The organism is Rhodopirellula halodulae (assembly GCF_020966775.1).
GTDB lineage: Bacteria > Planctomycetota > Planctomycetia > Pirellulales > Pirellulaceae > Rhodopirellula > Rhodopirellula halodulae.
This window is the reverse complement of record NZ_JAJKFV010000029.1, coordinates 1,865,454-1,891,066: the sequence shown is the minus strand read 5'-3', so window position 1 is coordinate 1,891,066 and position 25,613 is coordinate 1,865,454. Positions and strand designations below refer to the sequence as shown.

The following is a 25,613-nucleotide window of genomic DNA, read 5'->3' as shown; positions in this document are numbered from 1 at the left end:
GGAAGAGCACCGAAAGCATTGTGAGGTTCCTATGAAGTTCCACGAGTTCGCGTTGACTGAGAAGAAACATTGTTGCACCATCCCCAACCATCGTCCAGTCAAGAGATGGCGGACAGTGTCGTCGCATAACGCGAAAGACGCGACGTTGTAGCAAACATTGTGTCAGTGAGACGGGGAACAGCGCTCCAATCTCAACAGAACTCAAGAAACGGTTCCGCCAGGCATCAAACGACCACAAAAACCTCACGGTTTCTTCCCGGCAAATTCATCTGCTCAATGAACGACATGTTCTGCTCAACAATTCTTTCCACGACGCTTTGATGCCTCCCATGGCGACCACGGAAGCGACTCTCACCTCTGACCTCGTCGACCACCGGGATTCTTCGGTCACCCGATGGTTGGCGACGACCAACGCAACCGCGTTCTCGGTTTACTGCATCCTGGCGGCTTTTGGAACGTACTTCTGCATGTACGCTTTCCGGAAACCTTTCACGGCGGCGACCTATGAGGGCATGGTCGCGTTCGGTTTCGGTTACAAAACCGTCTTGATCACGGCGCAAGTTGCCGGGTACACGCTTTCGAAATTTGTTGGCATCAAAGTTGTTGCTGAGATGCGTGCTCGTGATCGAGCGGTCTGTATCTTGTTGCTCATCGCAATCGCCGAAATCGCTTTGTTGGGATTCGCTTCAACTCCCGCACCTTGGAACTTCGTTTGGCTTTTTGTCAACGGTTTGCCACTTGGCATGGTGTTTGGATTGGTACTTGGTTTTCTGGAGGGCAGGGCGGTCACCGAGGCTCTTTCGGCGGGTTTGTGTGCGAGCTTTATTCTGTCATCCGGTTTCGTAAAATCCGTCGGGCGAACTCTGCTGGCGGAACATCAGGTGGACGTGTTTTGGATGCCCTTCCTGACGGGCATGCTGTTTGTCATTCCCTTGTGCATCTTCGTTTGGATGCTTGCTCAAATCCCACCACCTTCCCCGCAGGACGAACGCCTTCGTTCCAAGCGTTCACCAATGACACAGTCGGATCGTCGAGCATTCTGGAGACGCAATTCGATTGGACTGCTCGGTCTGTTGAGCATCTACACACTGCTCACGATCACTCGCAGCGTTCGTGACGATTTCGCAATCGAGATCTGGAGCGAACTAGGCGTGGCGAATGAGCCAACCGTTTTCGCTCGTTCCGAATTTTGGGTCATGATCGGTGTTGTCGCGATCGCCGGATTGACCAGCCTTCTTCGCAACAATCGTTTCGCATTCCTGGCATCGATCGGCATGCTGAGCGGAGGCTTCTTGATTGTGCTTGCGGCAGTATTCTGTCAATCAATGAATTGGCTTTCGCCCATGACTTTCATGGTCCTACTCGGTCTTGGCATGTACATCCCCTACGTGCTGTTTCATACGACCGTGTTCGAACGCATGATCGCCGCGTTGAAAGAAACCGGGAACGTCGGCTACCTGATGTATCTCGCGGATGCGTTGGGATACTTAGGATATGTTGGCGTGATGTTGTTTCGAAACAGCGTCACCGCTGACCGTCAATTCCTTCCGCTGCTGAATCAAGTTTCAATCGGTGTGGCCGCCATCGCGAGCATGCTGACCGTTTGTTTGCTCATTCACTACCGAAAACGCATTCCCGATCCTGCCAATCAACTTCAATCACCAACGCCCAGCTCAGCAACCGATTGAGCCGCATCAAGCTACCGTGTGGAATCGATCGAGCCCGAACACATCGCCCACCCATCCCAATGCCTATCCATCCCAGTACCGGATCGAATTGCGACCTCCTCGTCATTGGCGGTGGGATCATGGGAACGTTCTATGCCTACCACGCGCTGCAACGTGGCCTACGAGTCATCTTGCTCGAACGAAACGCTCAGCCGGAGAACGCAACGGTTCGCAACTTCGGTCAGATCGTGCCTTCCGGCTTGGACGACACTTGGCAACCAATGGGTCGCGAAAGCCTGGCGATCTACCAATCACTTCAATCACAGACGGATCTTACCGTTCGCCAAAACGGAAGCTACTACATCGCTTCCGATGATGAAGAGTGCACATTGCTCGAAGAGCTTCACGCGAGAAATCAATCCACTGGATATCAGTCGGAGCTTTGGACCGCGAAACAGTGCCTGTCGCAATTCCCGAGCCTTCAGCCGTCGTATTGCAAGGCGGCGTTGTACTTCCCAGAAGAATTGTCCGTCGATCCTCGACAGATGATCCATCGTCTGCAGAGTCACTTGGCAAAAAGAGATGGATTTAAGGCGAGCTTCAACACGCTTGTGCAGCGGCTCGAAAGCAACTCGGGGCACGTGGAAGCCATCACTTCCAACGGACACCGCTTCACTGCCTCGCGAGCGATCCTTTGCGGTGGTGCGGATTTCCAAACATTGTTCCCCGAAGTGTTTGCCCGCAGCGGAATGCAGCTTTGCAAACTGCAAATGCTGCGACTGGCCCCCCAGCCTCAATGCGTTCTGCCAGGAAACATCCTGACGGGATGGTCCATCCGCCGCTACGAAAGTTTTTCGCAATGTCCCTCTTGGAACGAGATCCAATCACGTGACGAGGCGGCGTCGGATCGCAAACGCTGGGGGCTGCACATTCTGTTCAAACAAGAGTCCGACGGCAGCATCATTGTAGGTGACTCGCACGAGTACACTTCCGCCGACCAACCGAATGCACTCAGCTTCGAGATCCGCTCCGACATCAACGCGGCGATCCTGCGAGAAGCACAACGAATCATGCAGTTACAAAACTGGCAAATGGAGTCCACTTGGTACGGCATCTACAGCCAAACCAAGGATCCGGCGGGCATCTTTTGCCATTCCGTCGCCCCCAACATTCACATCACCACCGGAATCGGTGGCAAAGGGATGACCAGCAGCGCCGGTTTCACTCGCCGACACCTTTCAGAGATTTATGATGATTGAATTGATTGTTTTTGACATGGCAGGAACCACCGTCGACGAGAACAACGTCGTCTACAAAACCGTTCGTCAAGCTATCAACCAAGCGGGCTATTCGTTCACGCAAGAACAAGTCCAAACGATCGGTGCGGGCAAAGAAAAATGCCAGGCCATTCGCGATGTGTTGGCTTCGGATGGGAAGGAACATCGCGAATCCGAAGTACAAGACATCTTTTCAAATTTCAAAGGCATGCTTCGCGAAGCCTATCGGACACTGGGCGTCAGCGAGCAACCGGATGCCACCGCCACCTTCCGCGAACTGCGTACGCAAGGCATCAAGGTCGTCCTGAACACGGGATATGATCGCTCAACTGCGGAGAAACTGATTCATAAGATTGGCTGGGTAGTGGGCGAAGACTTCGACGCTTTGGTCACGGCATCCGATGTCGAAAGCGGTCGCCCAGCCCCCGATATGATTTTCTTGGCGATGGCACTGACTGGCGTAGAAGAAAGCTCGCATGTCATCAAGGTGGGCGATTCTCAAATCGACATCGAGGAAGGCCACAACGCAGGTTGCGGCATGTCTCTGGGCATCACCACCGGCGCTCAATCCGAATCGGAATTGATGGAAGCAAACCCCACTTCTGTCATTCATGGTTTGCGAGAATTGCTGCACCTTGTCGACCCATGCCACCAAACCACCGCCTGATCTTGCCCTTCGATATTGCAAGACGCGTTCATCAGTGATTCCCGATTGATGTAGATTCCTTGAACGGCTCCGCCGAGTTGGTGAGCTTGCGATATGCTCATCCGATGTTGATCAACGTCTCACACTGAACAATCGCACATAAGATGGCGCAGATAAGATGGCATTGAGTTCGCAGGAATCGAATGTTTTGGTTCATCACGATGGCGGCATCACCACCATCACGCTGAATCGTGAAAACAAACGCAACGCGTTGTCGCTCGAACTGCTGCAGCAACTGGAAACTGTGTTGGTGACTTGCGAAAAGGATCGTGACTGTCGCGTCATCATTCTCCGCGCAGCGGGAAAAGTATTCTCTTCCGGCCATGACCTGAAGCAAATGGTCGATCGGTCCGCGGAGGAATACGAAGCTCTCTTCGCCCAGTGTTCGCAAACCATGCAGCGTGTTCGTTCCCTTCCTCAACCAGTCATCGCTGAAATCCAAGGCATCGCGACCGCGGCGGGCTGCCAACTGGTCGCTTCCTGCGATCTGGCCATTGCCAGCGAAGATGCGCTCTTCGCCACGCCAGGCGTGAAGATTGGTCTGTTCTGCACCACGCCGATGGTTCCCTTGGTTCGAAGCATCCCGCCAAAGATCGCGATGGAGATGTTGCTAACCGGTGATCCATTGTCCGCGGATCGTGCCTTTCAAATTGGATTGATCAATCGAGTCGTTCCGCAGCAAGACCTTGCCAGTACAACACGTGAGATGGCGCAGAAGATCGCCGCTGCCAGCAAACACACGATCGCGATTGGCAAGCGAGCTTTCTACGAGCAACTGTCGCTCTCCGAAGCCGATGCCTACACTAAATCGGTTGGCGTGATGACCGAAAATTCATTGCACGCGGACGCGAAGGAAGGTATTCAAGCTTTCTTAGAAAAGCGAACGCCCGTCTGGCAAACCTGAACGATCGCAAACACGAACGACATCATGCAAAATTTTGCGAGCTTGTTTGAGCAAGCCGACCGCCTCCAACCGCGAGTCCCCGTCGCGGTCGCGGGTGGCGACGACACGACGGTCATCGAGGCGCTTGCCGAAACCACCCGACGCGGTTGGACACAACCATTGCTGTGCGGCGATTGCCCATCCATGCAACGAACAGCCGACCAGTGTGGCGTGGACCATTCACTATTCCAATGGGTGGAAGCCGATCGCCCGGCGAGTACCGCGGTCGCATTGATTAAAGAATCGCGTGCGGCGATGTTGATGAAAGGTCAAATCGCAACACCTGACCTGATGCGGGCCGTGCTCGACTCTCAATCAGGACTTCGTACAGGTGCCACCATTGGGCAAATCGTGCTGATGGAAATCCCAAAAGACGATCGCTGCTTTTTATTGACGGACACCGGCATCAATCTTCGGCCGTCAACGGAGCAGTTGTTTGAAATGATTTCCGGCGCAGCAACCATCAGTCAATCCATTGGATGCCGATCTCCGCATGTCGCCATGATGGCGGCATCGGAGAAAGAAAATCAAGCGATGCCCGAAACCCTTCTGGCTTCGATGCTTCAGGAGATGAAATCGACGTACTCCCACAATACAAGTCAGACTGGCCAAGTTGACTTCACGCTTCACGGACCAACGTCATTCGACTTGGCTTATTCAAAGACCGCGATCCAACGCAAACGTCTGACTGACGAACGGTTTCATGTTGCCGACGTGATGGTCTTTCCCAATCTGCTGTCAGCAAACCTGACCGTCAAAGCGATCATGTACACCGCCGAATGCTCTTTCGGTGGGACGCTCTTCGGAGCCGCGTGTCCGATTGTGTTCATGTCGCGTGCCGATGACGTGGCGACGCGAATCCGTTCCATTGCTTTCGCATTATCGCAGGTGACTTGTTCGGCTTGACACGTCTTACGAGCGAAGCGATCCGATATGTAAAACCGATCGATCGTTTCAATCGAAGCCATTTCCGTCTAGGTAAGCCAAACGGATCTCTTCATCGGAAAGCAGCCTGCGAAGAACGGCAAATTCGTCGATCCGACCTCGGAAGTCACGACTGAACGTTACCGATTTCGAATCATCATCGCTGGTCTCACCAAACGAGCCGAGCGTTGTCGGACCGAACCGAACGGGACCGTTGGGTTGCCAAGTCGCGAGATCAATTCGCTGGCCATCGATGTAGTAAGCCGCCTGACCGCGGTGTGCATCAATCACCGCGGCGATGTGAGTCCAACGTCCCAGAGGCACACGTTGGTGACTGCAGCTTCTTGCAAAAGCACCTGACACCCCAACACGAAACGCTCCGTCTCGAAGCAGGTTCCAGTGATGTTCGCCGGCTTGCCAATCACGCGTGTTGAACACCGCCTGCAGAGCGTTGTCCAAGCGATTCACTTGGATCCACGCCATGATGGTGACCGCATCAAACTCACCCGGAATTTCCAGCTCGACTCGATCGTCCGCGTTCTCAAACAACAATGCCCCTTTGCCACTCCATCGCCCAGTGGCCCAAATGCATCCGCGGACGTCACCATCGTTTGGGTTGCCGGCAAGCTTTCGATCCGCCAGTCGGCTGGACCGACCATCTGTTTGTCTCGCATCAACTTTGTGTTCGAATCGGTCTTCGAAATCGAAATACAAAACGGTCGATGGATCCTCCCTCCATTGTCGTTGGCTCTCCTGCCAACGCTGATAACCGATCATGGCACTTGTCGCGAACGCAGCATCGTTGGTCGATGTCAATCGTTCACGGTTTCCGCTGACCAATCGCACCGCGGTGTCTTCGGAAAATCGTTGGGAAGCCTGCGTCTGCTGAAGCAAATTGACTTCACCGGCGAACACATGCAATTCTGCATCACGATCCGCACCGACGTAGACACCAAATTCAGTTCCCAAGTCTTCGATGTTTCCTTGGGGCGTCGCCAGCACAAATCCGTGGCCTGACTCCGGCACAACCGCACGCACCCGTCCCCGATCAAGTTGCATTTGCATCGCACTGACCAATGAGAAGTCAGCCGGTGATTCGACCACCACCTTCACGCCATTCTCAAACAGCAACGTGACCGCTCCCTGAGTCAGGGTGTAATCGCCGACACCAAACTCATCGCTCGCTGGTGCATTGGCCGCATCAAACTCGTACTGATAGCCGTCCAGCAAAGTCGCAATCGACGACGAGGTTGCCGGCAGATCAGCTCGCCAGAACAACAGGCCTCCGCCCAAGGCAAGCAAAACCGTTGCCGCGATCGCGATGGACAACCACCCACTTCGAAAAGCCGGACTCGACTTGGACCTTGTCTCCACCGAAGGCTGAATTGTTAATTCACTCGCCAAATGTCGCAACTCAGCGGAGATCAATGCAGATTCTCGGAAGCGATCGCGATACTTCTTGTTCGCTTTCAAGGCATCTCGCAGTTCCCGCTGTTGCTTCTCCGTCAACTCGCCGATGAAGTGCCGCTCGATCAGATCGTAGATGGTTGTATCGTTCATCATGCGAGTCCCGGATGCCGGAGTTTCTCGGTGACACAATCGTGAAGCTTGGAACGCAAACGACCCAAACGTTTGTAAAGAGCATTGACGCTGTGCCCTCCACGATCCGCCAACGCTTTAACGCTTTCGTCATCGGTGTAAGGTGCCAACAACAGTCGTTGATGGTCATCACTGAACGCTCCCAGGCATTCGCGAACGGCCTTCGAACGATTCTCCGCGGCGAGGCCGTGATTTGAGATCTCGTCATCGGTCGACTCATCCATGAGTTGAGAAACCAACTCATCGTCCAACAACCAACGTCGTCGAGCATGGTTGCGGCGGTACTTCAGGACTTCGAAACGAATGATGACTTGGGCCCATTTGACGAAATCGTCGTCCGATTGAAGTTCGTCAATCTTTCGCCACATCACCAGGCTCGATTCCTGAATCACCTCGTCGACCGCATCCCAATCAGGCAAATACGCTCGCGCGATTCCCGCGAGCTCACGCTCGTGCCTCAGAAACAGCGGCAGGAATCGATGATCGTCCATTCGTCAATAAGTTCTCGCGGGGCCACTCGTGTGTGGAATTAGCTTTTTAGATTGGGTGCGTTCATCGGTTTACTCCCACCCGGCAGAAATCCTGCCGCAAAAAAACGCGAAAATGGCGGCAGGTTTCGATCGCAACGGGAGTGAACTGTTATAGGGCCATCGGTGAAACGCCATTTCCGGCGGTGCGTCAACCGAATTTTCCCGCTATTTCTTGCTCGCCCGCCACCCCGCCTTCCCGCCTCATTTCAATCGTCTCGATGAAATACAGCTCACTTATCCTCGCTTTCGCGTTCGTTCCGACGGTCGCTGTGGCCGAGAAGATCGATTTCAGCAGCCAGGTGCTGCCCATTCTTTCGGATCGCTGCTTCCATTGCCACGGTCCCGATTCGCAAAACCAGGATTCCGAATTTCGGTTGGATGACGAAGAGCACCTGTTCGCCGATTTGGGTGGTTACGCTGGCGTTGTCCCGGGTGATCCTGACGCCAGCGAATTGATCACGCGAATTCGCAGCGACGATGAATACGACGTGATGCCACCACCGGACAGCAATCGTTCGCTGAGCGAAGATGAAAAGCGGATCCTGCAATTGTGGATTCAGCAGGGAGCCGAATACGAAGGGCACTGGGCATTCGATCGTCCCAAGAAGGCGGACGTGCCTCGCGAAATCGTGTCGCAATCGGATTGGCCCGAAGAACAAAAGGAACGCTGGTCCCAAAATCCCATCGACGCCTTCATCGGGCGACGGTTGATGGAAGAAGGCATCACACCCTCCGATCCCGCGGATCCAGCGACACTGCTTCGCCGAGTCTCGTTGACGCTCACTGGACTTCTACCGTCCGAACAGCAGATCAATAGGTTCGTTGCCGAACCCAGCGATGAAGCCTATGCCGAGATCATCAACGAGTTCCTTGGCTCCATGGGGTACGCCGAGCGACAGGCATTGCTATGGCTTGACGCAGCCCGGTACGCCGACACCGACGGGTACCAAGTCGATCAAGAACGCACCAATTGGCCTTGGCGAGACTGGGTCATCCAAGCGTTTCACAACAACATGCCTTTTGATGAGTTCACCATTGAGCAACTCGCCGGGGACATGCTTCCCAACGCGACGGACAGCCAACGTCTGGCAACCGCGTTCAATCGCAACCATCGGCAAAACAACGAAGCCGGTGCTTTACCCGAAGAGTTCTCGGTCGAGAACACTATCGACCGAGTGGAAACGACGTCGACGGTGTGGCTCGGGCTCACCATGGGATGCGCGCGCTGCCACGACCACAAATACGATCCGCTCAGCCAGCGTGAGTTCTATCAATTCTTCGCCTACTTCAACAACATTGGTGAACGCGGAGTTGGCAAAGGAGTCAATGCAGACCCAACGATCAAAGCCTTTTCGCCTTTGGCGGAAGTCGACCCCGATTTGCTCATTGCGGTCAAGGACGCGCAAGCAGCACTGGACGCGGCCCAATCACAACTGAACGCGAGAGCCGATGCCTGGATCGAAGCCAAACACACGGAATTGCAATCTCATCAAGTCACCTGGAATGACGCTAAAATTCTCGACGCTGACCTGACGGGCGAAGGAATTCTGGAGCTAAAAAACGACAACACAGTTGTCTACTCAGCCGAAAACGCCAATGGCGTGACCTATGAGCTGTCGTTTTTGCCAGACGGCCTGGAATCATCCAAACCAATCACCGCAATCAAGATCGAGGCTTTGCCCGATGAACGCTTCACGAAACCACTTCAACTAGCACCGAGCGTCAACGGCAACTTTGTTCTGACGAATCTAGAAGTTTCCCTCGGTGGAAATTCCGTCGCCATAAAAAGTATCTCAGCCAACGCGGAACAGTCAGGATACGACGTCGCCAAAGCGATTGACGATGATCCACGAAGTGGGTGGGCCGTGTTCGGCAGCGTGAAGAAGGCAGCACCCGTCCATGCAATTTTGACGCTGAAGGATCCGATCCCTGTCGATTCGGATGCAACGGTTACTCTGTCACTGCATTTCAACAGCCAATTCAAGAATCATTCCATCGGAAAGCTCCGCGTTCAATGGTCACAGAGCGCGGTCGCCGAATTCGCGGGTTTGGACGCGGACTTGGCTCAACGTCTACGTAAGCCGGCCGACAAACGATCCCAACAAGACATCAAGAAACTGCGGGAACACTACCAGTCGATCGATCCAGAATTGAAAGCCGCAAAACAGCGTTACAACGCAGCGGAATACAAACTGACTCTGCAAGCCGGTCCGCGTGTCAACGTGATGGTCATGCGGGAACGGCAGGGTGGAGCCAAGCCGGCTTACCTGCTCAACCGTGGCCAGTATGACCAGCCCAACAAAGACGAACCGCTTCCTCGCGGTATTCCGGCGGCTTTGCTGGGGCGGGCGTCTGAGCAGTCGTCCCGCGACAGCGTTTCGGTTGATGATCGACAACCTAGCAATCGCTTGGAACTGGCGCGTTGGCTCGTTTCGCGAGACAACCCTTTGACGGCTCGCGTGATCGTCAACCGCCTTTGGCAAAACCACTTTGGTGTCGGACTGGTAAAAACGTCGGAGGACTTTGGGCTGCAGGGTGAAACGCCCAGCCATCCTGAATTGTTGGACTTCCTCGCCGTGGAACTGATGGATTCGGGCTGGGACATCCAGGCGATGCACCGAATGATTGTGACCAGTGCCGCCTTCCGCCAATCTTCCAAGCATCGTCCCGAGCTATCATCAATTGATCCGGGAAATCGCTTGCTGGCACGCGGTCCCCGATATCGAGCCGATGGTTTCACCATTCGCGATGTCGCGCTCCAGGCATCAGGAACGCTGAATGAAAAAGCCGGTGGTCCACCCGTCAAACCGTACCAACCCGATGGTTTGTGGGAGACCGTTGCGGCCAACGCTGGCACACGCTACGCAGCGAGCGACGGTGGCGACCTTTATCGCAAAAGCATGTACACCTACTGGAAGCGTGCGGTGAATCCGCCAAGGCAAATCATCTTCGATGCCGCGGGTCGCGAAGTGTGCAATGTCCAAGTCCGGCGGACGAACACGCCATTGCAGGCACTCGTGTTGATGAACGACCCAACGTTCATTGAAGCCGCGAGGAACTTAGCTGAGAAGACGCTTCAGAGTCACGAAGCAAATGACGAGCAACGGATTCGATCCATGTATGCCGCCGCGGTCAGCCGCCAACCAAGTGAAGCGAGCCTGGATGTCATGCGGGACAACCTTTCTTACTTTCGCCAACACTATCAGCAAAATGCAAACGAGGCAGAGAAGCTTCTGTCGATCGGGCAATCAAAACGTGACGAATCGCTGAATGCGATCGAATTGGCTGCAACCACGATGGTGGCGCATTTGATCATGAACACAGACAAGTTTGTGACCATCGAATGAAGGTTTCATTTGCTCGCACAGACTGGAACTCGCCCGACTAAGACGCACACGAAAGAAACAACCACCATGAATATCAAACAGACCATTCTTGAAAATCAGATGATGCTGACGCGGCGACACTTCTTTGGTCGTTCTGCGTCCGGAGTTGGCGTGGCTGCTTTGGCTTCGATGATGGGCGACTCTGTGTTTGCAGGATCCAATGATTCGGCAATCCCCAAGCCAAACGGTTCGATGCGGGAGTATCACACTCCACCCAAGGCCAAACGAGTGATCTACTTGTTTCAAAGCGGCGCGCCGTCTCAGCAGGAATTGTTTGACTACAAACCTGCGTTGCAAGAACATGAGGGAAGGGAACTGGCCGACTACGTTGAAATGAACCAGCGGGTCACCGGCATGACGGCGAATCAAAAATCGTTTCCGATTGCGGGATCTCGATACAAGTTCGCCAAGCATGGCGAGTCGGGATTGGAACTGGGCAGCGAACTGCTTCCCAAGATCTCAACACTCGCCGACGACATGTGTTTGATTCGCTCGATGCACACCGAAGCGATCAACCACGACCCCGCGATGACGTTCTTCCAAAGTGGGCATCAACTGCCGGGCCGTCCCAGCGTCGGGTCATGGCTTCACTACGGCCTTGGCACGATGAACGAAGACTTGCCAACGTTCATCTCGATGGTTTCGCGAGGCACGGGTCGTCCGAACTGCCAGCCGTTGTACGATCGGCTGTGGGGCAGTGGTTTCCTGCCATCAACCTATGCAGGCGTCAAATTGATGAGCATTGGCGACCCGGTGTTGTATCTCAGCAATCCCGATGGTCTGGATGCGACGGCCCGGCGTCGAATGCTTGACGATCTGGCCAAACTGAACCAAGAGAAGCTCGACGAATTTGGTGACCCAGAAATTCATACTCGAATCCAGCAGTATGAGTTGGCTTACCGGATGCAAACCTCAGTTCCGGATCTGATCGACTTCTCCGACGAACCTCAGCACGTGTTGGACGCCTATGGCCCAGATGTTCAGAAGCGAGGATCATACGCTTACAACTGTTTGCTTGCCCGACGACTGGCACAACGAGACGTGCGTTTCATCCAACTCTTTCACATGGGATGGGACCAACACGTCACGCTTCCGAAACAGTTGCCCGGGCAGTGCCGAGACGTTGACCAGGCGACAACGGCGCTCGTGAACGACTTGAAACAGTGCGGTCTGCTAGACGACACGCTGGTGGTTTGGGGAGGCGAATTCGGCCGAACGTCTTATTGCCAGGGAACGTTGAACGCCGAAACCTATGGCCGAGACCACCATCCGCGCTGCTTCTCACTTTGGATGGCGGGAGCTGGGATCAAACCAGGGATGTCGTACGGCGCCACCGATGAGGTTTGCTACAACATCACCGAGAACCCTGTCCACGTCCACGACTTGCACGCGACGATGCTGCATCTACTGGGCATCGATCACGAGCGTTTGACCTACCGTTTTCAAGGCCGCTACTTCCGGCTCACCGATGTGCACGGGCACGTCGTCCAAGACATCCTGGCGTGAGCCGTTCAGCTCCTCCAAGGTAGAACGGGCCCAGGCCGTGCGAACTCCCGTGCGGTCTTCAATGAAGCCGACCGACTCCGGGAAAAGCCACCCGAAACAGCATCGACGTCAATCAGCCAAAGAAAAAAGCCGCCTGCGAAATGCAGACGGCTTTTTTCGTGAGTGGAGGATAACGGACTTGAACCGATGACCTATTCGCTGCCAGCGAATCGCTCTCCCAACTGAGCTAATCCCCCGTGTGAGAGAGGCAAATTATCGGGCTCGGTCGCTTCGCGTCAAGCCCGCCCCATGCCTCTTTCAAGATTTTCCGTCTTCGTCTGATGACGATCAGCGACCTTGGCCTCACAACCGTGCCCCTGACTCACAACCTCTCAGAGAGACGGCCAAATCAAAACGCTTGCTAGATTGTGGTGTTGGTCCGTCCACAGCGGAGCGTCACGCAGAGACTCTTGATCGGGCACCTGAGCAACCGACAATGTGTCGGCTTCCCAGAATCCATCCCCACGGTCCGAGGCGATCACCCACCGCGACGGGCGGGTATACACTTGATCGCGGTGATCGTTTTGGATCAATCGGCTTTCAAACCCGATGGAATGCGACAACCGGTGAGTCAGCGGCACCAGGTCCAGGTGATTGTTCGACACATGAATCGCCAGCACACCGTCCTTCGCCAATCGCTGGCGATACAACAGCATCGCTTCCAACGTCAAAAGGTGAGCCGGAATCGCATCGCTGCTGAACGCGTCCAAGATCAGCAAGTCAAAGCGTTTTTCAGTTTGCCGTTCGAGCAACAAACGACCGTCGCCAATGTGGTGTCGGACTTCGGCTGGACAGTCTTTCAAAAAGGTGAAGTGTTCTTCCGCGATCGCCAAGACGTCCGGATTGATTTCGTACATATCCATCGAGTCGCCTTCACGACCATAAGCGGCCAACACACCACAGCCCAACCCAATCACACCGATCCTCATTTGCGGTTGTTCTGATTGCATTGCTTTGATCAATCGACCAACACCGCTGCTGTAGCCAAAGTACGACGTCGGTGTCCGGCTCAATTCACCGTGTAGTTGAATACCGTGAATCGTGTTTCCGTGCACCAACTGAATGCGGTCAGCGTCATTCTCAACGCGAAGAACACCGAAAAAATTGCGACGTTGATCAATGGTGTCTTTTCGGCTGGTCAACGTTGTGACCACCGCGGTCAAACCAATAATTCCAACGATCAAACCCATGATCCCTTTGGACATTCGCCAATCACACTGCGTCGTCAACCACGATCGTGAGGCAAGGAATGTGACCGCCACCACGCCGATCGACAACGCCATCGCCAGAGGCAATTCACGGTAGTCCTGGAACACCATCGGACAGATCAATGCCACAACGATGCCGCCGATCGCTCCGCCGGCCGAGATCATCGCGTAGTACAACGTCAAGCGGTGGGTGCTGGGCTTTCGAGCCGCCGTTTCACCATGGCAGAGTAAGCACACACCGAACAAGACAACCAGATAAGCCAGCGCCTCTACGGGCATTTGCCATCCACCAGGGAACCAGCCTTTGACCTGAATACCGACAAAGGCCAAACCCGTTGCGGCGGCGATCAATTTGGGACGATACCAGGCGGGTGAATCAAAGCTGACGATGAAGCTGAGGAGATACAAGCTCAGCGGCAACACCCACAAAAATGGCATCACCGCAATGTCTTGGCAGACATGGCTGGTCACGACCAACAACATGACCGAAGCAAGAGCAGGCAGTCCAATCCAAACCATCCAGTCGGTCATTGGCACGCTTTGTCCGGATGAAACAGACGCTTCCACACTCTCCAAGTCGCTGCTATTCGGCTTTCGACGACGACGCCCCAGCAGACTGATGGCCAGCCATCCATCGATGATGACAAAACCATAAAAGGCCAATGACCAAACAATCGACTGTTGTTCGACGGACAATAGCGGCTCGACCACAAACGGATAGCTCAACAAAGCGACCAACGAACCCACGTTCGACAACGCATAAAGTCGATAAACGGAATCCGATTGATTTTCATAGCTCAGCCACGCTTGCACCAACGGTCCCGTGCTGGACAACACGAAATACGGCAATGCGACGTGGGCTGTCAGCAACCACAACAGGGTGAACGTGGGATCTTCGGTACCGATCGGCTTCCAAGCATCCGATGGTGCAATCGGCAACGACCACGCCGCCGCACACAGCAGCGACAAATGAATGATTCCTTGCAACGTTGGCGAGAAGAATCGACGCAGACAATGAGCGTACAAATAGCCGCCAAACAGCAAGACTTGAAAGAACAACAAACAGGTTGTCCAAACCGCAGGTGTGCCACCAAACCATGGCAACACGCACTTGCTGATCACGGGCTGGACTTGGAACACCAAGAACGCGCCCAGCAACGTGGCACCGGCAAACACAAACCAGGACGTTGCTTTTTTGTTGGCAAGTGTTTGGGTGGAGACGGATCCCGAGACGTCTGAGCTAGGCGAACCCATGCGTGCTTCTCAACAAGGTGCAATCATTGCGGCCTCGCCCCCGTGACGTGGTTCCGCGTTGAAGCGTACCCCATGTTGGTGAGTAAGGCGTCAATTCGAACCCGATCGACTCCACCTTCCAAGTTTCCTTGAACCGCAAAACCGTCCGATCCGTTGCAACCGATCTCGATTACCGCGGATGGGCAACGCATCTAGCGATAATCACCGACCAAAGAAAAGTGCCTTCCTCGCGAAAAGGAAGGCATTGGCGGTGTTTGAACGGTTCGCGAACAAGCTTTACTTCGCTCACTGCGTTGCTTTCAGTTCAAGTTGGGATTGGCGTCCCGCACGGCACGGTCCATGACTTCGATGGCGGCGTCCGTGTAACGTTCGTACTCGTTGTAGAAGTGATCCATCGCCGCTTCGTCGGCGAAAAAGAACATGCGTTGATGAACAGGATCCTTCATTCCAAATTGGCGTTTCCCGGGAACGATCACACGTTCCTCGAAGAATCGGACCACATCGATTTCATTCAGCACAGGCGTGTATGGCGAGGGATCCGCCAAGAATGTTTGCATCTTGTCTTCGGATTCAAACAAGTACAACTTGCCCAAGTGAACGACGCCAAACTTCGGGTTGCCTTCGGCCCAACGATCTTCGTTGATCACTGTGACGGAACAGAAACCTTCCATGGCGAGCTTTGGCTGATCGGTCCCAAATGCAGGGGTTTTGTTTGGGATCGGAGGTTGCGACTGAGCAGGCATTCCGAGCGTCATGCCGTCGGTGCGAGCACCGGCCAATTGTGCGGTCGCTCCACCAGGAAATTGACTTTCCGCGGAGGGCAGATTGGCAGTTGGCCCCACATGCGGGTTCTGCTGCGGTTGCCCGGTGGTTGCTTGAGCAGTCGTGGTTGTCGCTGCTCCTGTTCGTCCAGAAGCAAGCATCGTTTGTGCAGGAGCGGACGGTGGCGTGGTCACAGGTGCTGGCATTTTGCTGGCTGCCTGCCCCAACATTGCGATGTACTGCTGTGGTTTTTGAGGGCTGACCGAACCCCCGAGAGGTTTACCGGTGGCCGTCAACATCAAGTCCGTTGGGAACTTGGTGACCTTGAACATGCGAGCCAGCTCCGGTGACTTTCCCGCGTGAATCTTGACAGGAACGAAGCTCTTTTCGATCGCGGAATTAACGGTGGGATCTTGGAAAGCACCGGCTTCCAAACGATCGCACCAGACGCAATTGTCGCTGGTGAAATGCAACAGCAACGCTTTGCCACTTTGAGCCGCTTCCGCCTGAGCCGTGGTCAGATCCTTCCGCCAAGCAATCTCAGCGTGCGCGAGGTTGGCATTCAGAGTGCAAAGCCCAAACGCAATTGCAAACAAAGGCAACACTCGACCAAGTCCTGCTGGTGAAGCTTCAGACTTGCTTCGCGGCGGTTGGGTGCACAAACGCATCGGACAAAATCCTTTTTGTCGTTCTCGAAGGAATGCCAAAAGACAGGCTCGGGTGGCCCGGCATCGGTGGTATCGGTTGCGTCGACCTTGACGCTTGAGCGGAAGCTACGAAGTTTTCTTCGTCCGCCGCCACACCAACCCACCCGTATTTACGAGGGAAATCCAGGCCCTCCCAGCTGTTTCACGCGGGAAACAAACTTCGGGCGGCAGGTCGAAACTCACGCCCACGCTGGCATCGCACCAGTGCGTCCGGCAATCAAGCGGCTTCAGAGCTTTGGTACGGGACGTTTGGGAGCACGCTTGATCATTCGCTTTTCATCATCGCGTGGAGGGCGGTTGTTGTTGTTTCCGTTGTTGCCTCCACCTTGCCGTGGCGGACTCAAGTCCGTGAACGTCTCCGTCCACTTCCAACCAATTGGCACTTCCAACTCTTTCTTTGCCAACATGGCCCAGGGCGTTCCTTCGTGCTCGCTAGCGACACGCTGCAAAAATTCGCGAGCGGTGTCGGCTTCCCGCTGCCACTTGCTTCCAACGGTGATTTCGTCAGCAGGAACAAGTACCCACGTGTTGTTCTTCTCTTTCTCGAACGGCATCCCGCGTTTGGCTTTCGCCAAAATCGCGTTGTAAGTCTCCGTGCGAACTTTTTGGGCCAACACGCGACCGTAGGCCAAGTCATATCCAGCCAACCAACGCAGGCTTTCCTCTTCTTCGCGATCCTTCAATCCCTGCTCCAATGTTGCCGACAGTTGAACCAAAACAGGTTCTAATTTCGCCGCGTCTTGCTGGGCCGTGGTCAAAGCTTGAGCCAAACCGGCTTCACTTCGTTTGACGAAACGCGTTTGTGGGCGTTGGATTCCGTTGACGTTCTTGATTTGAGCCGCCGAGATCAAAGCTTGTCGCAAGGGACTGCGTTTGACTGCTTTCACGTAGTCTTGTGGCGACAAGTAGTCAGGCCGATACCGGGCCATCGCAGACGGATCAAAGAAGGCACGCAGATCAGCCGTGAACGCATCGATCTCACCACGACGAACTTCTCGCGAAACGTTGCGGTTCGGGTGCACGGTGAAGTAGATGCCACCTGTCTCGTAACACAACCGAGTCAGTCCGTAGGGGCCGAAGCCACTGTCGATCACGGGTTCTTGTTCGAAATTGCCGGTGAAGCTGAGTTGCACACGTTCGGGCAAAAAGGTTTCCGGACCTTGGTCCACCTGAGCCCACTGCGGCGTTTGGTCATACTCGGGGTCCGGGTCCACGTACTTCACCAAAGTGTGTTCGCGACCAAACGGTGCAGGAACACCGATCACATAAACGGGAATGCCCCATTTCCGGCACGACGAGATCGACGATTCCAACAGATGGGCATCGTCACCGCGTTCATCGGTCACCACCACGAACATCACATTGCGTTTCGGACCGCGCGGCCCATTGTTTCGTCGCAACGAATTGTATTGCTTTGCCGCCGACTCAATCGCCGTGAAAACTCGTTCCGTTCCTGAGTTATCAACCGGAATCTCCGCCACCGTTTGCTTGATCGTTTCGAGGTCAGCCGTGGGTTCCTCCGTGAACAACTGAACCTTTTCGCCAAACCCAATGATGGACGTCAACACGCGAGCTTGATCGCCGTCCTGCGGGTCTTCGCCAGCGGTTTTTGAATCCAACTGCTCGCGAAGCATTCCCAACTCTTCGTAGATCCGGTCGAAACGATCACGGATGTCCTGACGCTGGCGAGTCAACGATCCGCTCTGGTCGAACAACCACACGATCAGGGTGGGACGTTCTTCCGCCGCCTGCATCACTTCGAAAGTGATTTGATCGACGGCCCCCGATGCTCCAGCGGTGCCTTTGCCAACTCGGCCCTTTTGGTCGGTGAGCCGATCCTGCGGTGCCACCGGTTGGCTGAACATTTTGTTGACCATGATGTCACCCAGATCGGTGGGCTCCAAGTCAACGGGGCTGACCATATTCGCGATTTCAGCGAAGGTCGCTGCGGAAGCTTCGGCCATGTCGAATTCAGCGAGAGCATCCGCCCCGATCTCGACCTGAGGTTGATCGCTGACCACGATCTCTTCGATCAAGTCGACCGTTTCTTCGTATTCCGGTGGCGGGGCGATCATCACCACCGCTTCTTCATCCACCGGGTTTTGAAGCTGCACGAGTGCCAGCGATAGGATGACGATCAGGTGCACCAGCATGCTGCCGACCATCGCGACCGTTTCGTCGGCATCCCAGAACGATTCGTCTTCCCAAATTTCCGAAGCATCGGTCGTTTCATAGGGCCGCGTCACGGAAGCATCCTCGTGCTCGGCGGTTGGTGAACCGGAGTGACGGAACAACTTGTGTTTAACGGTCTGGAACAACGACAGATCGCTCATGAAATCCAGTTTTCAGAAGGATGCGTTCACAAAGCTCGGACTCGGGGATTGCAAACCAGCGTAATTGGTCGAAGATTTGCCAATCCCTTACTGTCTCAAACGTTTTTTGCGACGATTTGAACCCTTTATTGTAGTCGAAAGTCCGAATCGCGGTCTTCACCACAGAATACGCCCCCTGAAGAAACGAGGATCAGGCCGACTAGATGGAATCAACGCACGAAACTCAAGGACGGCTGATTGCAATTGGAGACATCCACGGTTGCAATCAAGCGTTGCAGGCCATCCTGGCGGCGATTGATCCCACGCCAAATGACATCGTGGTCACGCTGGGCGATGTGGTGGATCGAGGCCCCGACTCCAAAGGGGCAGTGGACACTCTGTTGGAATGCGGCCGGCGAACTCAGTTGGTTGCTTTGCAGGGCAACCACGAAGAAATGATGTTGAACGTGTTGCACGGATCCGAGTCCCATCACAGCTGGCTTCGTTACGGAGGCGTTGAGACGCTGGAGAGCTATGGATTTGACGGGGGACTGGACTTCTTGCCGGAAGACCACCGTGTCTTCTTCGAGTCTCTCGGTGACTACTTCGTTTACGAAGACTATTTCTTCACCCATGCAGCCTACGATCCCAACGTTCCGCTGGAGGAACAGACGGTTGAAATGCTGCGTTGGCACTCACTTCGACAAGGCGTTCCCGAGCCGCACTTCAGCGGCAAGACGGCGTTCGTTGGACACACAGCCAACCATGACGCCCAGATTCTAGATGTGGGACACCTCGTCTGCTTGGACACGCATTGCTATGGCGGTGGATGTCTGACCGCGATGGATGTGCGAACTCGCCAAGTTTGGCAAGCCAAGCCCGACGGCGTTCTGCTTCGCTAGTCAGTGCGGACCAGAACCCGCGTCCGCCAAAACCTGATACTTGCTCAAGGGTTCACAAGCTTTGCCGGCATTCAAGGAGCTGCGGGTGCGATTGACGTCGTCACCGTCGTCGCGGGAACCGTCGCACCCGGATACATGTATACCTGCAACGAAACAGTTTGATTCGCGACGTCGACCACCGGCGGTGCCATCCAAGTATCCGGAAAGGCAGAGGTGCTGAGCTCAGCATCCAAGCTCACCAAGGGCAACGAACCATTGGTGCGAGCCAATGCAACATTGCGATGGACCAAGCCCTCCGCGATCAAGCGTCCCTCGACTTGATCGCGAACGCTGGCGGACCGAACGTTCGCGCGTCGGTGCGACCTCACGATGCTGACTGCGGCCAGTGAGACCACTGCCATCGCGAGGAAGCTGAGTACCACCGCAGAACCATTTCGACTGGCATCACGCGAATGGTTTGTCTGCTCTAGCATATGCCGACGGTTGTGTGCATGCCGGGCTGCTTTGTCAATTGACATCATGGGTCTCTTACAACTGCGGTGACAGACAAACAACGGTGGTGACCTCGGCATTCCTTTGATCGGGTCGAAGCTCAGCAGCTCGATCCGCGCTGGCTTGCATCTGAACAGTCATCTCAATCCCAACTCGCTGACCAGCCACGATCAATTCGTTCATGTTGAAAGTGCGAATTGCTCCATCCAAACACACGGTCTCTCCGAAGAGCGGATCGACCATCACCAACGAACGATTGACTCCGTCCGATGAGCGCCGGATCTCAAATCGTACGCGACGCACACTCAAACCATCGTCCAATTGAAAATCGCGATTGCGAACGGAGACGACGGATTGACCTCCGCTGGTCAGATCACGAATTTTCTGTCCGACGAAACGCAATGCTTGACGAGCCTCCGCCGGAGCACCCTCGTGACCCTGCGAGATTGCTGACACTCTCGCGGACCCTCGCATCATGCCGACCATGCTGGTCGCGAGCGTGGCCACGATCGCGACACAAGCGATGGTTTCAATCAAACTGACACCGCGATGACGGTGTGAAACGTTCAGGCGATCTAAGGAAGCAGCCTTTGTCACGGTTGGCTCCACTGCGTCCGAAGGGTCTCGCTCAATTCATTGGCGTTGAGCGACCGACTGTTGTTTGCGTCTTCCCAAACGGTCACTTCAATGGTGACAAGGTTGGACGTGATTGAGTTTTCAATGGTCAAACGCGACCGCAAGGAATCGGTTTCGTTGCCGACGACCTGTGCTTCAAAGGTTCCACGACGCGAAGCGAAAACGGCCGGATCGCAGAGATCAATCTTGGTTTGCTCAATGAGCTTCTCCGCCTCAAACAACAACTGATCTTGAATTTCCAAACGCTGCAATAACTTGCTGGATTGCCCCATCAACGACAGAGCCGGAATCAAGACCAACGACAACAGGCCCGCACCAACAGCCACGTCAATCAGAGTTGCTCCACGGTTGCGTAGGCGAACTCGTTTGTTGAACGAACAAGCTAAAATCGATCGCGCATGCATCGGCTGGGTACTCATGGGGATGCTGTCTTGTAAATGTTGCCTGAGGCCGACTGCACGTTCACGTCCACGGACGTGGTGTCTCGAGAAACCACAAGTTCCAAATCACGATTCGCCGATCCCGTTGCGGTGAAGACAATGCTGGATGCATTTCCTCGCACTCGAACCTCGGGATGCAATTCGATGGGCTTGGACATCCATGTGTTTGCCCCCGGACTGGACGGAGCGCCAAAAGCATCGCGACCATCGCTGTACACGCCGGGCGTTGCCGTCAAATCCAACACGGTGCGGTAGGTTCCTTCATCGTCTCGTAGCCATCGCCAACGAACCGTCACGGAGCACTTTCTTAGAACCGCTGTTTCTCGCGCCAACCGCAGTGTTCGCAGCACGAGCGCCGAATCTTGATCCACTGTGGTGCGTTGCGAGAACAATTGACCAACCCGCGGTGCGGCGACCATGGATGCGGTCAACACCATGATGACCATCAACGCTTCTACCAACGTCACGCCGTGCCGGCGTCGCCCGCAGCATGCGGTTACGTTCGTTGTCGTTGGTAGATCAGATGGAATGGACATTGTTGTCAGCCTTGATGCGAACCTAACCAAAGATAGATTCACGTTGAAAATCGATCCGAGATTTACTCCGCGGAACGAAAACGAAATCGAGCATGCCCCAACAGCAGACTCTCTAACAGGTCAAACTGTGGCCACAAAAAAACCTCCCGCTGTTCGCCAGCCGGAGGTTGCAATGGCGAGTCAATGTCTCGCTGAACTTGTTGGACGAATGCCCCTGCTACTTGATTTATTGATCAAGTTTTTTGGTGGTCACACGTCTTCGAAAGATTGCAGAAGCAAGATCAAATGATGAATCTCGCCTATCCCAATCAGTTCGTGACTGGCTTGCTGAACGTGCCGGTTGCCGAGTCGTATGGATACTGACGCAACTTGTTGTAGCGAGTACGCGAAGCGGTATCGTCAGCTTTGATGTAACCATCGCGAACCAAGTAGGCGATGTTACGAGGGTACGAACCGTTCTCAAGGTAGTACGTTTGAGCCATTGCGTTCAGCGATGCAATGTCTTGCTCGGCCAACTTGTCTTCGCTTTTGGCTCGCATTGGTGCAACAGTTGCAACGGTTGCAGCGGCAACAACAGCCAAGATCACAACAGCGGCGATGACTTCGAGAAGCGAGAAACCATTCTTCTTGACACGTTTCATTTCGTTTTCTTTATGTTGATCAGGAAACAATCAGGGTAAAAAGTCTTCGTAGACGGCCCCCCCGAGAAATGATCCGACAGTCGCGACCACCTCTGAAACAACACTAGGTCAGAAATCCGATGGTGGACGGAAATCGACTAAGATTCTGTTTGCGTAATTTGAGCAACAGCAATCGGGGCCTCCCAAAAACAACGGCGCAACGCCTGGTTCGCCAGAATTCGGCGACTCTTCATCGGGCAAAAAGGTTGCCGAGCAACGAGATAGCTGCGTGGAGAGAATGGCGTGGCAACCAGGAAGAAGAGAGACTGGTCCCAACCAACTCGAAGCCGCTGGGTTTAGTCGCGTCGCAGTTGATGGACTTCGCCGCTGTGGCAAACTTGCGTCCCCGCCGGAGTCTGCAAGACCAGCGAACCGTCGTCATCAATGCCTTCACAAATACCAGTCGTTTCCTGCCCCCGGATCAAGCACCGCACCGGTCGCCCCTGTAGAACGTGACGACTTTGAAACCGCTCCAGCACATCGCCTGGATCATTCGCCGCGTCGTGGATCACTTCCAACAAATGCGGAACCAAGGTTTCCAGCACCTGTTCGGTCGATACCAACCGTCCCGTTGCCTCCAGTATCGACGTCGGTTGAGTGGCCTGAGTGTCTTCCTCGTGTAGAGTCGGAAACTGGCGTAGGTTGCAACCTATTCCGATGACAAACATGGGTTCGGAATTCAGAGCGTCCGCGAAACTTTCAATCAGGATGCCTGCTACTTTTCGCTCGGCAATCCAAACATCGTTGGGCCATTTCAACTGCACCGCAGCTGGGCCCGCGACCATCTCAAGGCTTTCAGCAACCGCCACACCAACCGCAATCGACAGGAGCTGAGGAGAGGCCGAAACCACCAAAGTGCAAGCTAAGCCATCGCTTGCGGCAAACCAGGACTTCCCCTGCCGACCGCGTCCCGCCGTTTGCTTTTCCGCCACGATCAATCGCGGGACTTCCTGACGAAGTTCAGACTCCGATGCGACGCGTAACCAATCCAACGCCCAGCTGTTGGTGGAACCAACGGTTTCCAGACGAATCGTCGAAGCGATCACTGAATGGCTTCGGCCAGCAATTGCCGCTTCTTTTCGACCTCGCTCAATTCGCCTGCGACCGCAGCGTAAGACTGTTGGGCCTGGTCCGCAGCCAACTTGGCCGCCGCGACCTTTTGAGTGAGGTCGTCACGTTGCTTCGCCATCGCATCAATCTGCGTTTGACGTTCATGAATGCTCTTGGCCAGTTCAGCTTCTATCTTCTTCGCTTGAATGACCGCTTGCCGTTTCTCTGCAATTTTCAGCAGTTGGTTAGCGAGTGTCGTTTCCACCTCGGCGGCTTTTGCAATCGCCGCATCGTCAGGCTGATCCCCCAACCCCAATCGCGTCGCAATCACCGCGTCGTGTGCATCTCGTGATGAAGCCACCAATCCTGGAAGCTCCTTGCCCACGGCCTCACGCTCTGATTTACGTTTGTCAATCGCTTGCTGGTCCGTTGCGTTTGCCTTTTTGAAACCTTCGATCTTGGTATCCAGTGCCGCGACCGCATCGGTTGCCTGCTTCAATGCAGTTTGCGTCGCATCTCGCTTTTGTTGCAGCGGTGTCAGTTTGACCTTGATCGACGCCAAGGTTTGTTCCACCGCACCGATGCGTTCTTTGGCTGGTGGGGGATTGGCTGCAATCTCTTGAATCTGCTTGGGGTCTTCCACCGACGCCATGCGAACCACTCCCGTCCAGTCTCCATAAACCATTTTGGAACTGTCGTGAGTGATCGCGGCTTCGAGCACCGCCTCGGCGGCGGCCGGCGTTTCTTTGATCTGTTTTCCTGATGCATCCCAAAGCCGGACCTTACGATCTTTGGCAGCGGTCACCAATTGACCTTTGTGGTCGAACTGAACCGCAGTCACGCCACCACTGCCAGCATTGATCGACTTGATCGCTTTGCCCGAATTCATATCCCATAACTTGACGGTGCCGTCTTCGCTGGCACTTGCCATCACGTTGGAATCATCTCGCCAAGCGATCGAACGGATCGCTCCTTTGTGCCCCGTCAGGTCCAAGTAGAGGCGACCGGTGTCGGCCTCCCAGACACAAAGGCCGCCGCTGCGATCACCGGACGCAATCAAGACTCCGTCGGGACTGTATGCAACCGAATAAATCCAATCGGTATGTTTTTTGATGTCGAACAACTGCGTTCCATCGGTCGCATCGAAGATCCGCAGCATTCGCTGGGGGCCCCCCAATGCGATTCTCGACATTTTGTCATTGGCATCGGCGTCGAAAACGGTATCCAGCTCATCGCCAACTTGAGCAACGCGTTCCCCCGTTTTGATGCTGTAGACCGCAGCGATTCCTTTGACGCTGTGTTCACCACCACCCACAATCAAAAACTGACCATCGCGACTGAATCGCAAAGATTGAGGTATGCCTTCCTCAAATGGCAGCACACCCAATAGTTCGGCCGTGTCTGTGTTGTACAAAGAGATTTGCTTCTGTCCTGCAATGGCAACTAATGGAGCCCACGGACTGGTACCAATTGCCGTGGTTGCGGCGGCTCGCTTTGTCACCACTGGGACCCGTTGCGGAAGCGTCTCGGGCATAGGAGGCGGCCCCTCCGGACGTCCGCTTGTCGAAGCAACAAATGCGAGCGCATTCTTTTTCTTGGCTTTCGCCTTGGATCCTGAATTCTCCAGGATGCCACCCTCGATCCAAGCACGGATGACACTCAGTTGTGCGTCGGGCAACTTGGGCTGGCTAGGCGGCATCACCGGCGTATCGTCATGATTCACCAATTGCCACAAGCGACTGGATTCGGCATCGCCGTCGTCGTAGACAATCTCGCCACTCCCGCCGCCTTCCATGAGTGCGCCATACGAATCCATTGCCAAACCACCGCGTTTGTCACTTTGGCTATGACAATTCAAACAGTGTTGCCGGAAGATCGGTTTGACGTCGTCTTCGTACGTCACCTTCTTCACCGAATCGGTGGACTTGCCATCTTCGGCAGCACTCACCAGGGTTCCGCTCAACAGCACGAGCGTGCAATGCAAGCTGACCGAAAGCGATGGAATTCGCAAACGAGAGATGGAACGTGACATGAAATCAAACCGGCGGGAAATCAGG

At 54.7% G+C, this 25,613-nt stretch carries 20 protein-coding genes and 1 tRNA gene; 8 read left to right on the top strand and 13 right to left on the bottom strand.

The annotated features are described in order from the left end of the window. Nucleotides 1-329 precede the first annotated feature (329 nt). The 5 genes from LOC70_RS19835 (at nt 330) to LOC70_RS19815 (ending at nt 5,499) form a co-directional block, all read left to right on the top strand. The gene (locus tag LOC70_RS19835) at nt 330-1,688 is read left to right on the top strand and encodes a DUF5690 family protein (RefSeq protein WP_230255709.1); all 1,359 of its coding nucleotides are present in this window, start codon (nt 330-332) and stop codon (nt 1,686-1,688) included. Nucleotides 1,689-1,747: 59 nt separating this feature from the next. Continuing rightward, nucleotides 1,748-2,926 carry a TIGR03364 family FAD-dependent oxidoreductase gene (locus LOC70_RS19830; protein ID WP_230255708.1) on the top strand — a complete coding sequence of 393 codons (1,179 nt, stop codon included), beginning with the start codon at nt 1,748-1,750 and terminating at the stop codon, nt 2,924-2,926. Between the two features lie 16 nt (nt 2,927-2,942). Beyond that, nucleotides 2,943-3,611 (top strand): phosphonatase-like hydrolase, encoded by a 669-nt coding sequence (locus LOC70_RS19825; RefSeq protein WP_315857286.1) that lies wholly within the window; start codon nt 2,943-2,945, stop codon nt 3,609-3,611. A gap of 157 nt (nt 3,612-3,768) precedes the next feature. After that, a complete protein-coding gene (locus LOC70_RS19820) occupies nt 3,769-4,554 on the top strand; it encodes an enoyl-CoA hydratase (protein ID WP_230255707.1) in 786 nt (261 codons plus the stop codon). A gap of 24 nt (nt 4,555-4,578) precedes the next feature. Then, nucleotides 4,579-5,499, top strand: a complete 921-nt coding sequence (locus LOC70_RS19815) for a phosphate acyltransferase (RefSeq protein ID WP_230255706.1) — start codon at nt 4,579-4,581, stop codon at nt 5,497-5,499. Nucleotides 5,500-5,547: 48 nt separating this feature from the next. Here LOC70_RS19815 and LOC70_RS19810 read toward each other — a convergent pair whose 3' ends face one another. Further along, nucleotides 5,548-7,080: a LamG-like jellyroll fold domain-containing protein gene (locus LOC70_RS19810; RefSeq protein WP_230255705.1), complete on the bottom strand. Its 1,533-nt coding sequence runs from the start codon at nt 7,078-7,080 to the stop codon at nt 5,548-5,550. Continuing rightward, complete coding sequence (locus LOC70_RS19805) at nt 7,077-7,607, bottom strand: sigma-70 family RNA polymerase sigma factor (protein WP_230255704.1); 531 nt, start codon at nt 7,605-7,607, stop codon at nt 7,077-7,079. The genes LOC70_RS19810 and LOC70_RS19805 overlap by 4 nt, the downstream gene beginning before the upstream one ends. Before the next feature lie 257 nt (nt 7,608-7,864). On the opposite strand from LOC70_RS19805, the gene LOC70_RS19800 reads away from it, so the two are divergent. Together LOC70_RS19800 and LOC70_RS19795 are read left to right on the top strand one after the other, a co-directional pair. Further along, nucleotides 7,865-10,993: a PSD1 and planctomycete cytochrome C domain-containing protein gene (locus LOC70_RS19800; RefSeq protein WP_230255703.1), complete on the top strand. Its 3,129-nt coding sequence runs from the start codon at nt 7,865-7,867 to the stop codon at nt 10,991-10,993. A 66-nt stretch (nt 10,994-11,059) separates the two neighbouring features. Continuing rightward, nucleotides 11,060-12,538, top strand: a complete 1,479-nt coding sequence (locus tag LOC70_RS19795) for a DUF1501 domain-containing protein (protein WP_230255702.1) — start codon at nt 11,060-11,062, stop codon at nt 12,536-12,538. Between the two features lie 163 nt (nt 12,539-12,701). Here the strand turns inward: LOC70_RS19795 and LOC70_RS19790 are convergent. The 4 genes from LOC70_RS19790 to LOC70_RS19775 form a co-directional block, all read right to left on the bottom strand. Continuing rightward, nucleotides 12,702-12,774 (bottom strand) — tRNA-Ala (locus tag LOC70_RS19790). A gap of 135 nt (nt 12,775-12,909) precedes the next feature. After that, nucleotides 12,910-15,039, bottom strand: a complete 2,130-nt coding sequence (locus LOC70_RS19785; protein WP_230255701.1) for a fused MFS/spermidine synthase — start codon at nt 15,037-15,039, stop codon at nt 12,910-12,912. 299 nt (nt 15,040-15,338) lie between these two features. After that, entirely contained in the window at nt 15,339-16,406 is a 1,068-nt protein-coding gene (locus LOC70_RS19780) for a DUF255 domain-containing protein (protein WP_230255700.1), read from the bottom strand. A gap of 329 nt (nt 16,407-16,735) precedes the next feature. Next, a complete protein-coding gene (locus LOC70_RS19775) occupies nt 16,736-18,841 on the bottom strand; it encodes a vWA domain-containing protein (protein ID WP_230255699.1) in 2,106 nt (701 codons plus the stop codon). A gap of 203 nt (nt 18,842-19,044) precedes the next feature. Here LOC70_RS19775 and LOC70_RS19770 point away from each other — a divergent pair, with 203 nt between their 5' ends. Further along, entirely contained in the window at nt 19,045-19,722 is a 678-nt protein-coding gene (locus LOC70_RS19770) for a metallophosphoesterase family protein (RefSeq protein WP_230255698.1), read from the top strand. A 71-nt stretch (nt 19,723-19,793) separates the two neighbouring features. Here LOC70_RS19770 and LOC70_RS19765 read toward each other — a convergent pair whose 3' ends face one another. The 7 genes from LOC70_RS19765 to LOC70_RS19735 form a co-directional block, all read right to left on the bottom strand. Further along, entirely contained in the window at nt 19,794-20,195 is a 402-nt protein-coding gene (locus tag LOC70_RS19765) for a hypothetical protein (protein WP_230255697.1), read from the bottom strand. A 55-nt stretch (nt 20,196-20,250) separates the two neighbouring features. Further along, entirely contained in the window at nt 20,251-20,811 is a 561-nt protein-coding gene (locus LOC70_RS19760) for a hypothetical protein (protein WP_230255696.1), read from the bottom strand. Next, nucleotides 20,808-21,176, bottom strand: a complete 369-nt coding sequence (locus LOC70_RS19755; protein WP_230255695.1) for a hypothetical protein — start codon at nt 21,174-21,176, stop codon at nt 20,808-20,810. Before LOC70_RS19755 ends, LOC70_RS19760 begins: the two co-directional genes overlap by 4 nt. Nucleotides 21,177-21,265: 89 nt before the next feature. Then, nucleotides 21,266-21,826, bottom strand: a complete 561-nt coding sequence (locus LOC70_RS19750; RefSeq protein WP_230255694.1) for a pilus assembly FimT family protein — start codon at nt 21,824-21,826, stop codon at nt 21,266-21,268. Between the two features lie 308 nt (nt 21,827-22,134). Next, nucleotides 22,135-22,467, bottom strand: coding sequence for a prepilin-type N-terminal cleavage/methylation domain-containing protein (locus tag LOC70_RS19745; RefSeq protein WP_230255693.1), 333 nt, complete (start codon nt 22,465-22,467; stop codon nt 22,135-22,137). Between the two features lie 335 nt (nt 22,468-22,802). Further along, entirely contained in the window at nt 22,803-23,552 is a 750-nt protein-coding gene (locus tag LOC70_RS19740; RefSeq protein WP_230255692.1) for a biotin--[acetyl-CoA-carboxylase] ligase, read from the bottom strand. Continuing rightward, a complete protein-coding gene (locus tag LOC70_RS19735) occupies nt 23,549-25,588 on the bottom strand; it encodes a c-type cytochrome domain-containing protein (protein ID WP_230255691.1) in 2,040 nt (679 codons plus the stop codon). Before LOC70_RS19735 ends, LOC70_RS19740 begins: the two co-directional genes overlap by 4 nt. Nucleotides 25,589-25,613: the final 25 nt, after the last annotated feature.

Bases quoted from the DNA above. Each gene is read 5' to 3' on its own strand.
- LOC70_RS19835 (WP_230255709.1), top strand. From the start codon at position 330: ATGGCGACCACGGAAGCGACTCTCACCTCTGACCTCGTCGACCACCGG.
- LOC70_RS19830 (WP_230255708.1), top strand. From the start codon at position 1,748: ATGCCTATCCATCCCAGTACCGGATCGAATTGCGACCTCCTCGTCATT.
- LOC70_RS19825 (WP_315857286.1), top strand. From the start codon at position 2,943: ATGGCAGGAACCACCGTCGACGAGAACAACGTCGTCTACAAAACCGTT.
- LOC70_RS19820 (WP_230255707.1), top strand. From the start codon at position 3,769: ATGGCATTGAGTTCGCAGGAATCGAATGTTTTGGTTCATCACGATGGC.
- LOC70_RS19815 (WP_230255706.1), top strand. From the start codon at position 4,579: ATGCAAAATTTTGCGAGCTTGTTTGAGCAAGCCGACCGCCTCCAACCG.
- LOC70_RS19810 (WP_230255705.1), bottom strand. From the start codon at position 7,080: ATGATGAACGATACAACCATCTACGATCTGATCGAGCGGCACTTCATC.
- LOC70_RS19805 (WP_230255704.1), bottom strand. From the start codon at position 7,607: ATGGACGATCATCGATTCCTGCCGCTGTTTCTGAGGCACGAGCGTGAG.
- LOC70_RS19800 (WP_230255703.1), top strand. From the start codon at position 7,865: ATGAAATACAGCTCACTTATCCTCGCTTTCGCGTTCGTTCCGACGGTC.
- LOC70_RS19795 (WP_230255702.1), top strand. From the start codon at position 11,060: ATGAATATCAAACAGACCATTCTTGAAAATCAGATGATGCTGACGCGG.
- LOC70_RS19785 (WP_230255701.1), bottom strand. From the start codon at position 15,039: ATGGGTTCGCCTAGCTCAGACGTCTCGGGATCCGTCTCCACCCAAACA.
- LOC70_RS19775 (WP_230255699.1), bottom strand. From the start codon at position 18,841: ATGAGCGATCTGTCGTTGTTCCAGACCGTTAAACACAAGTTGTTCCGT.
- LOC70_RS19770 (WP_230255698.1), top strand. From the start codon at position 19,045: ATGGAATCAACGCACGAAACTCAAGGACGGCTGATTGCAATTGGAGAC.
- LOC70_RS19765 (WP_230255697.1), bottom strand. From the start codon at position 20,195: ATGCTAGAGCAGACAAACCATTCGCGTGATGCCAGTCGAAATGGTTCT.
- LOC70_RS19750 (WP_230255694.1), bottom strand. From the start codon at position 21,826: ATGTCCATTCCATCTGATCTACCAACGACAACGAACGTAACCGCATGC.
- LOC70_RS19745 (WP_230255693.1), bottom strand. From the start codon at position 22,467: ATGAAACGTGTCAAGAAGAATGGTTTCTCGCTTCTCGAAGTCATCGCC.
- LOC70_RS19735 (WP_230255691.1), bottom strand. From the start codon at position 25,588: ATGTCACGTTCCATCTCTCGTTTGCGAATTCCATCGCTTTCGGTCAGC.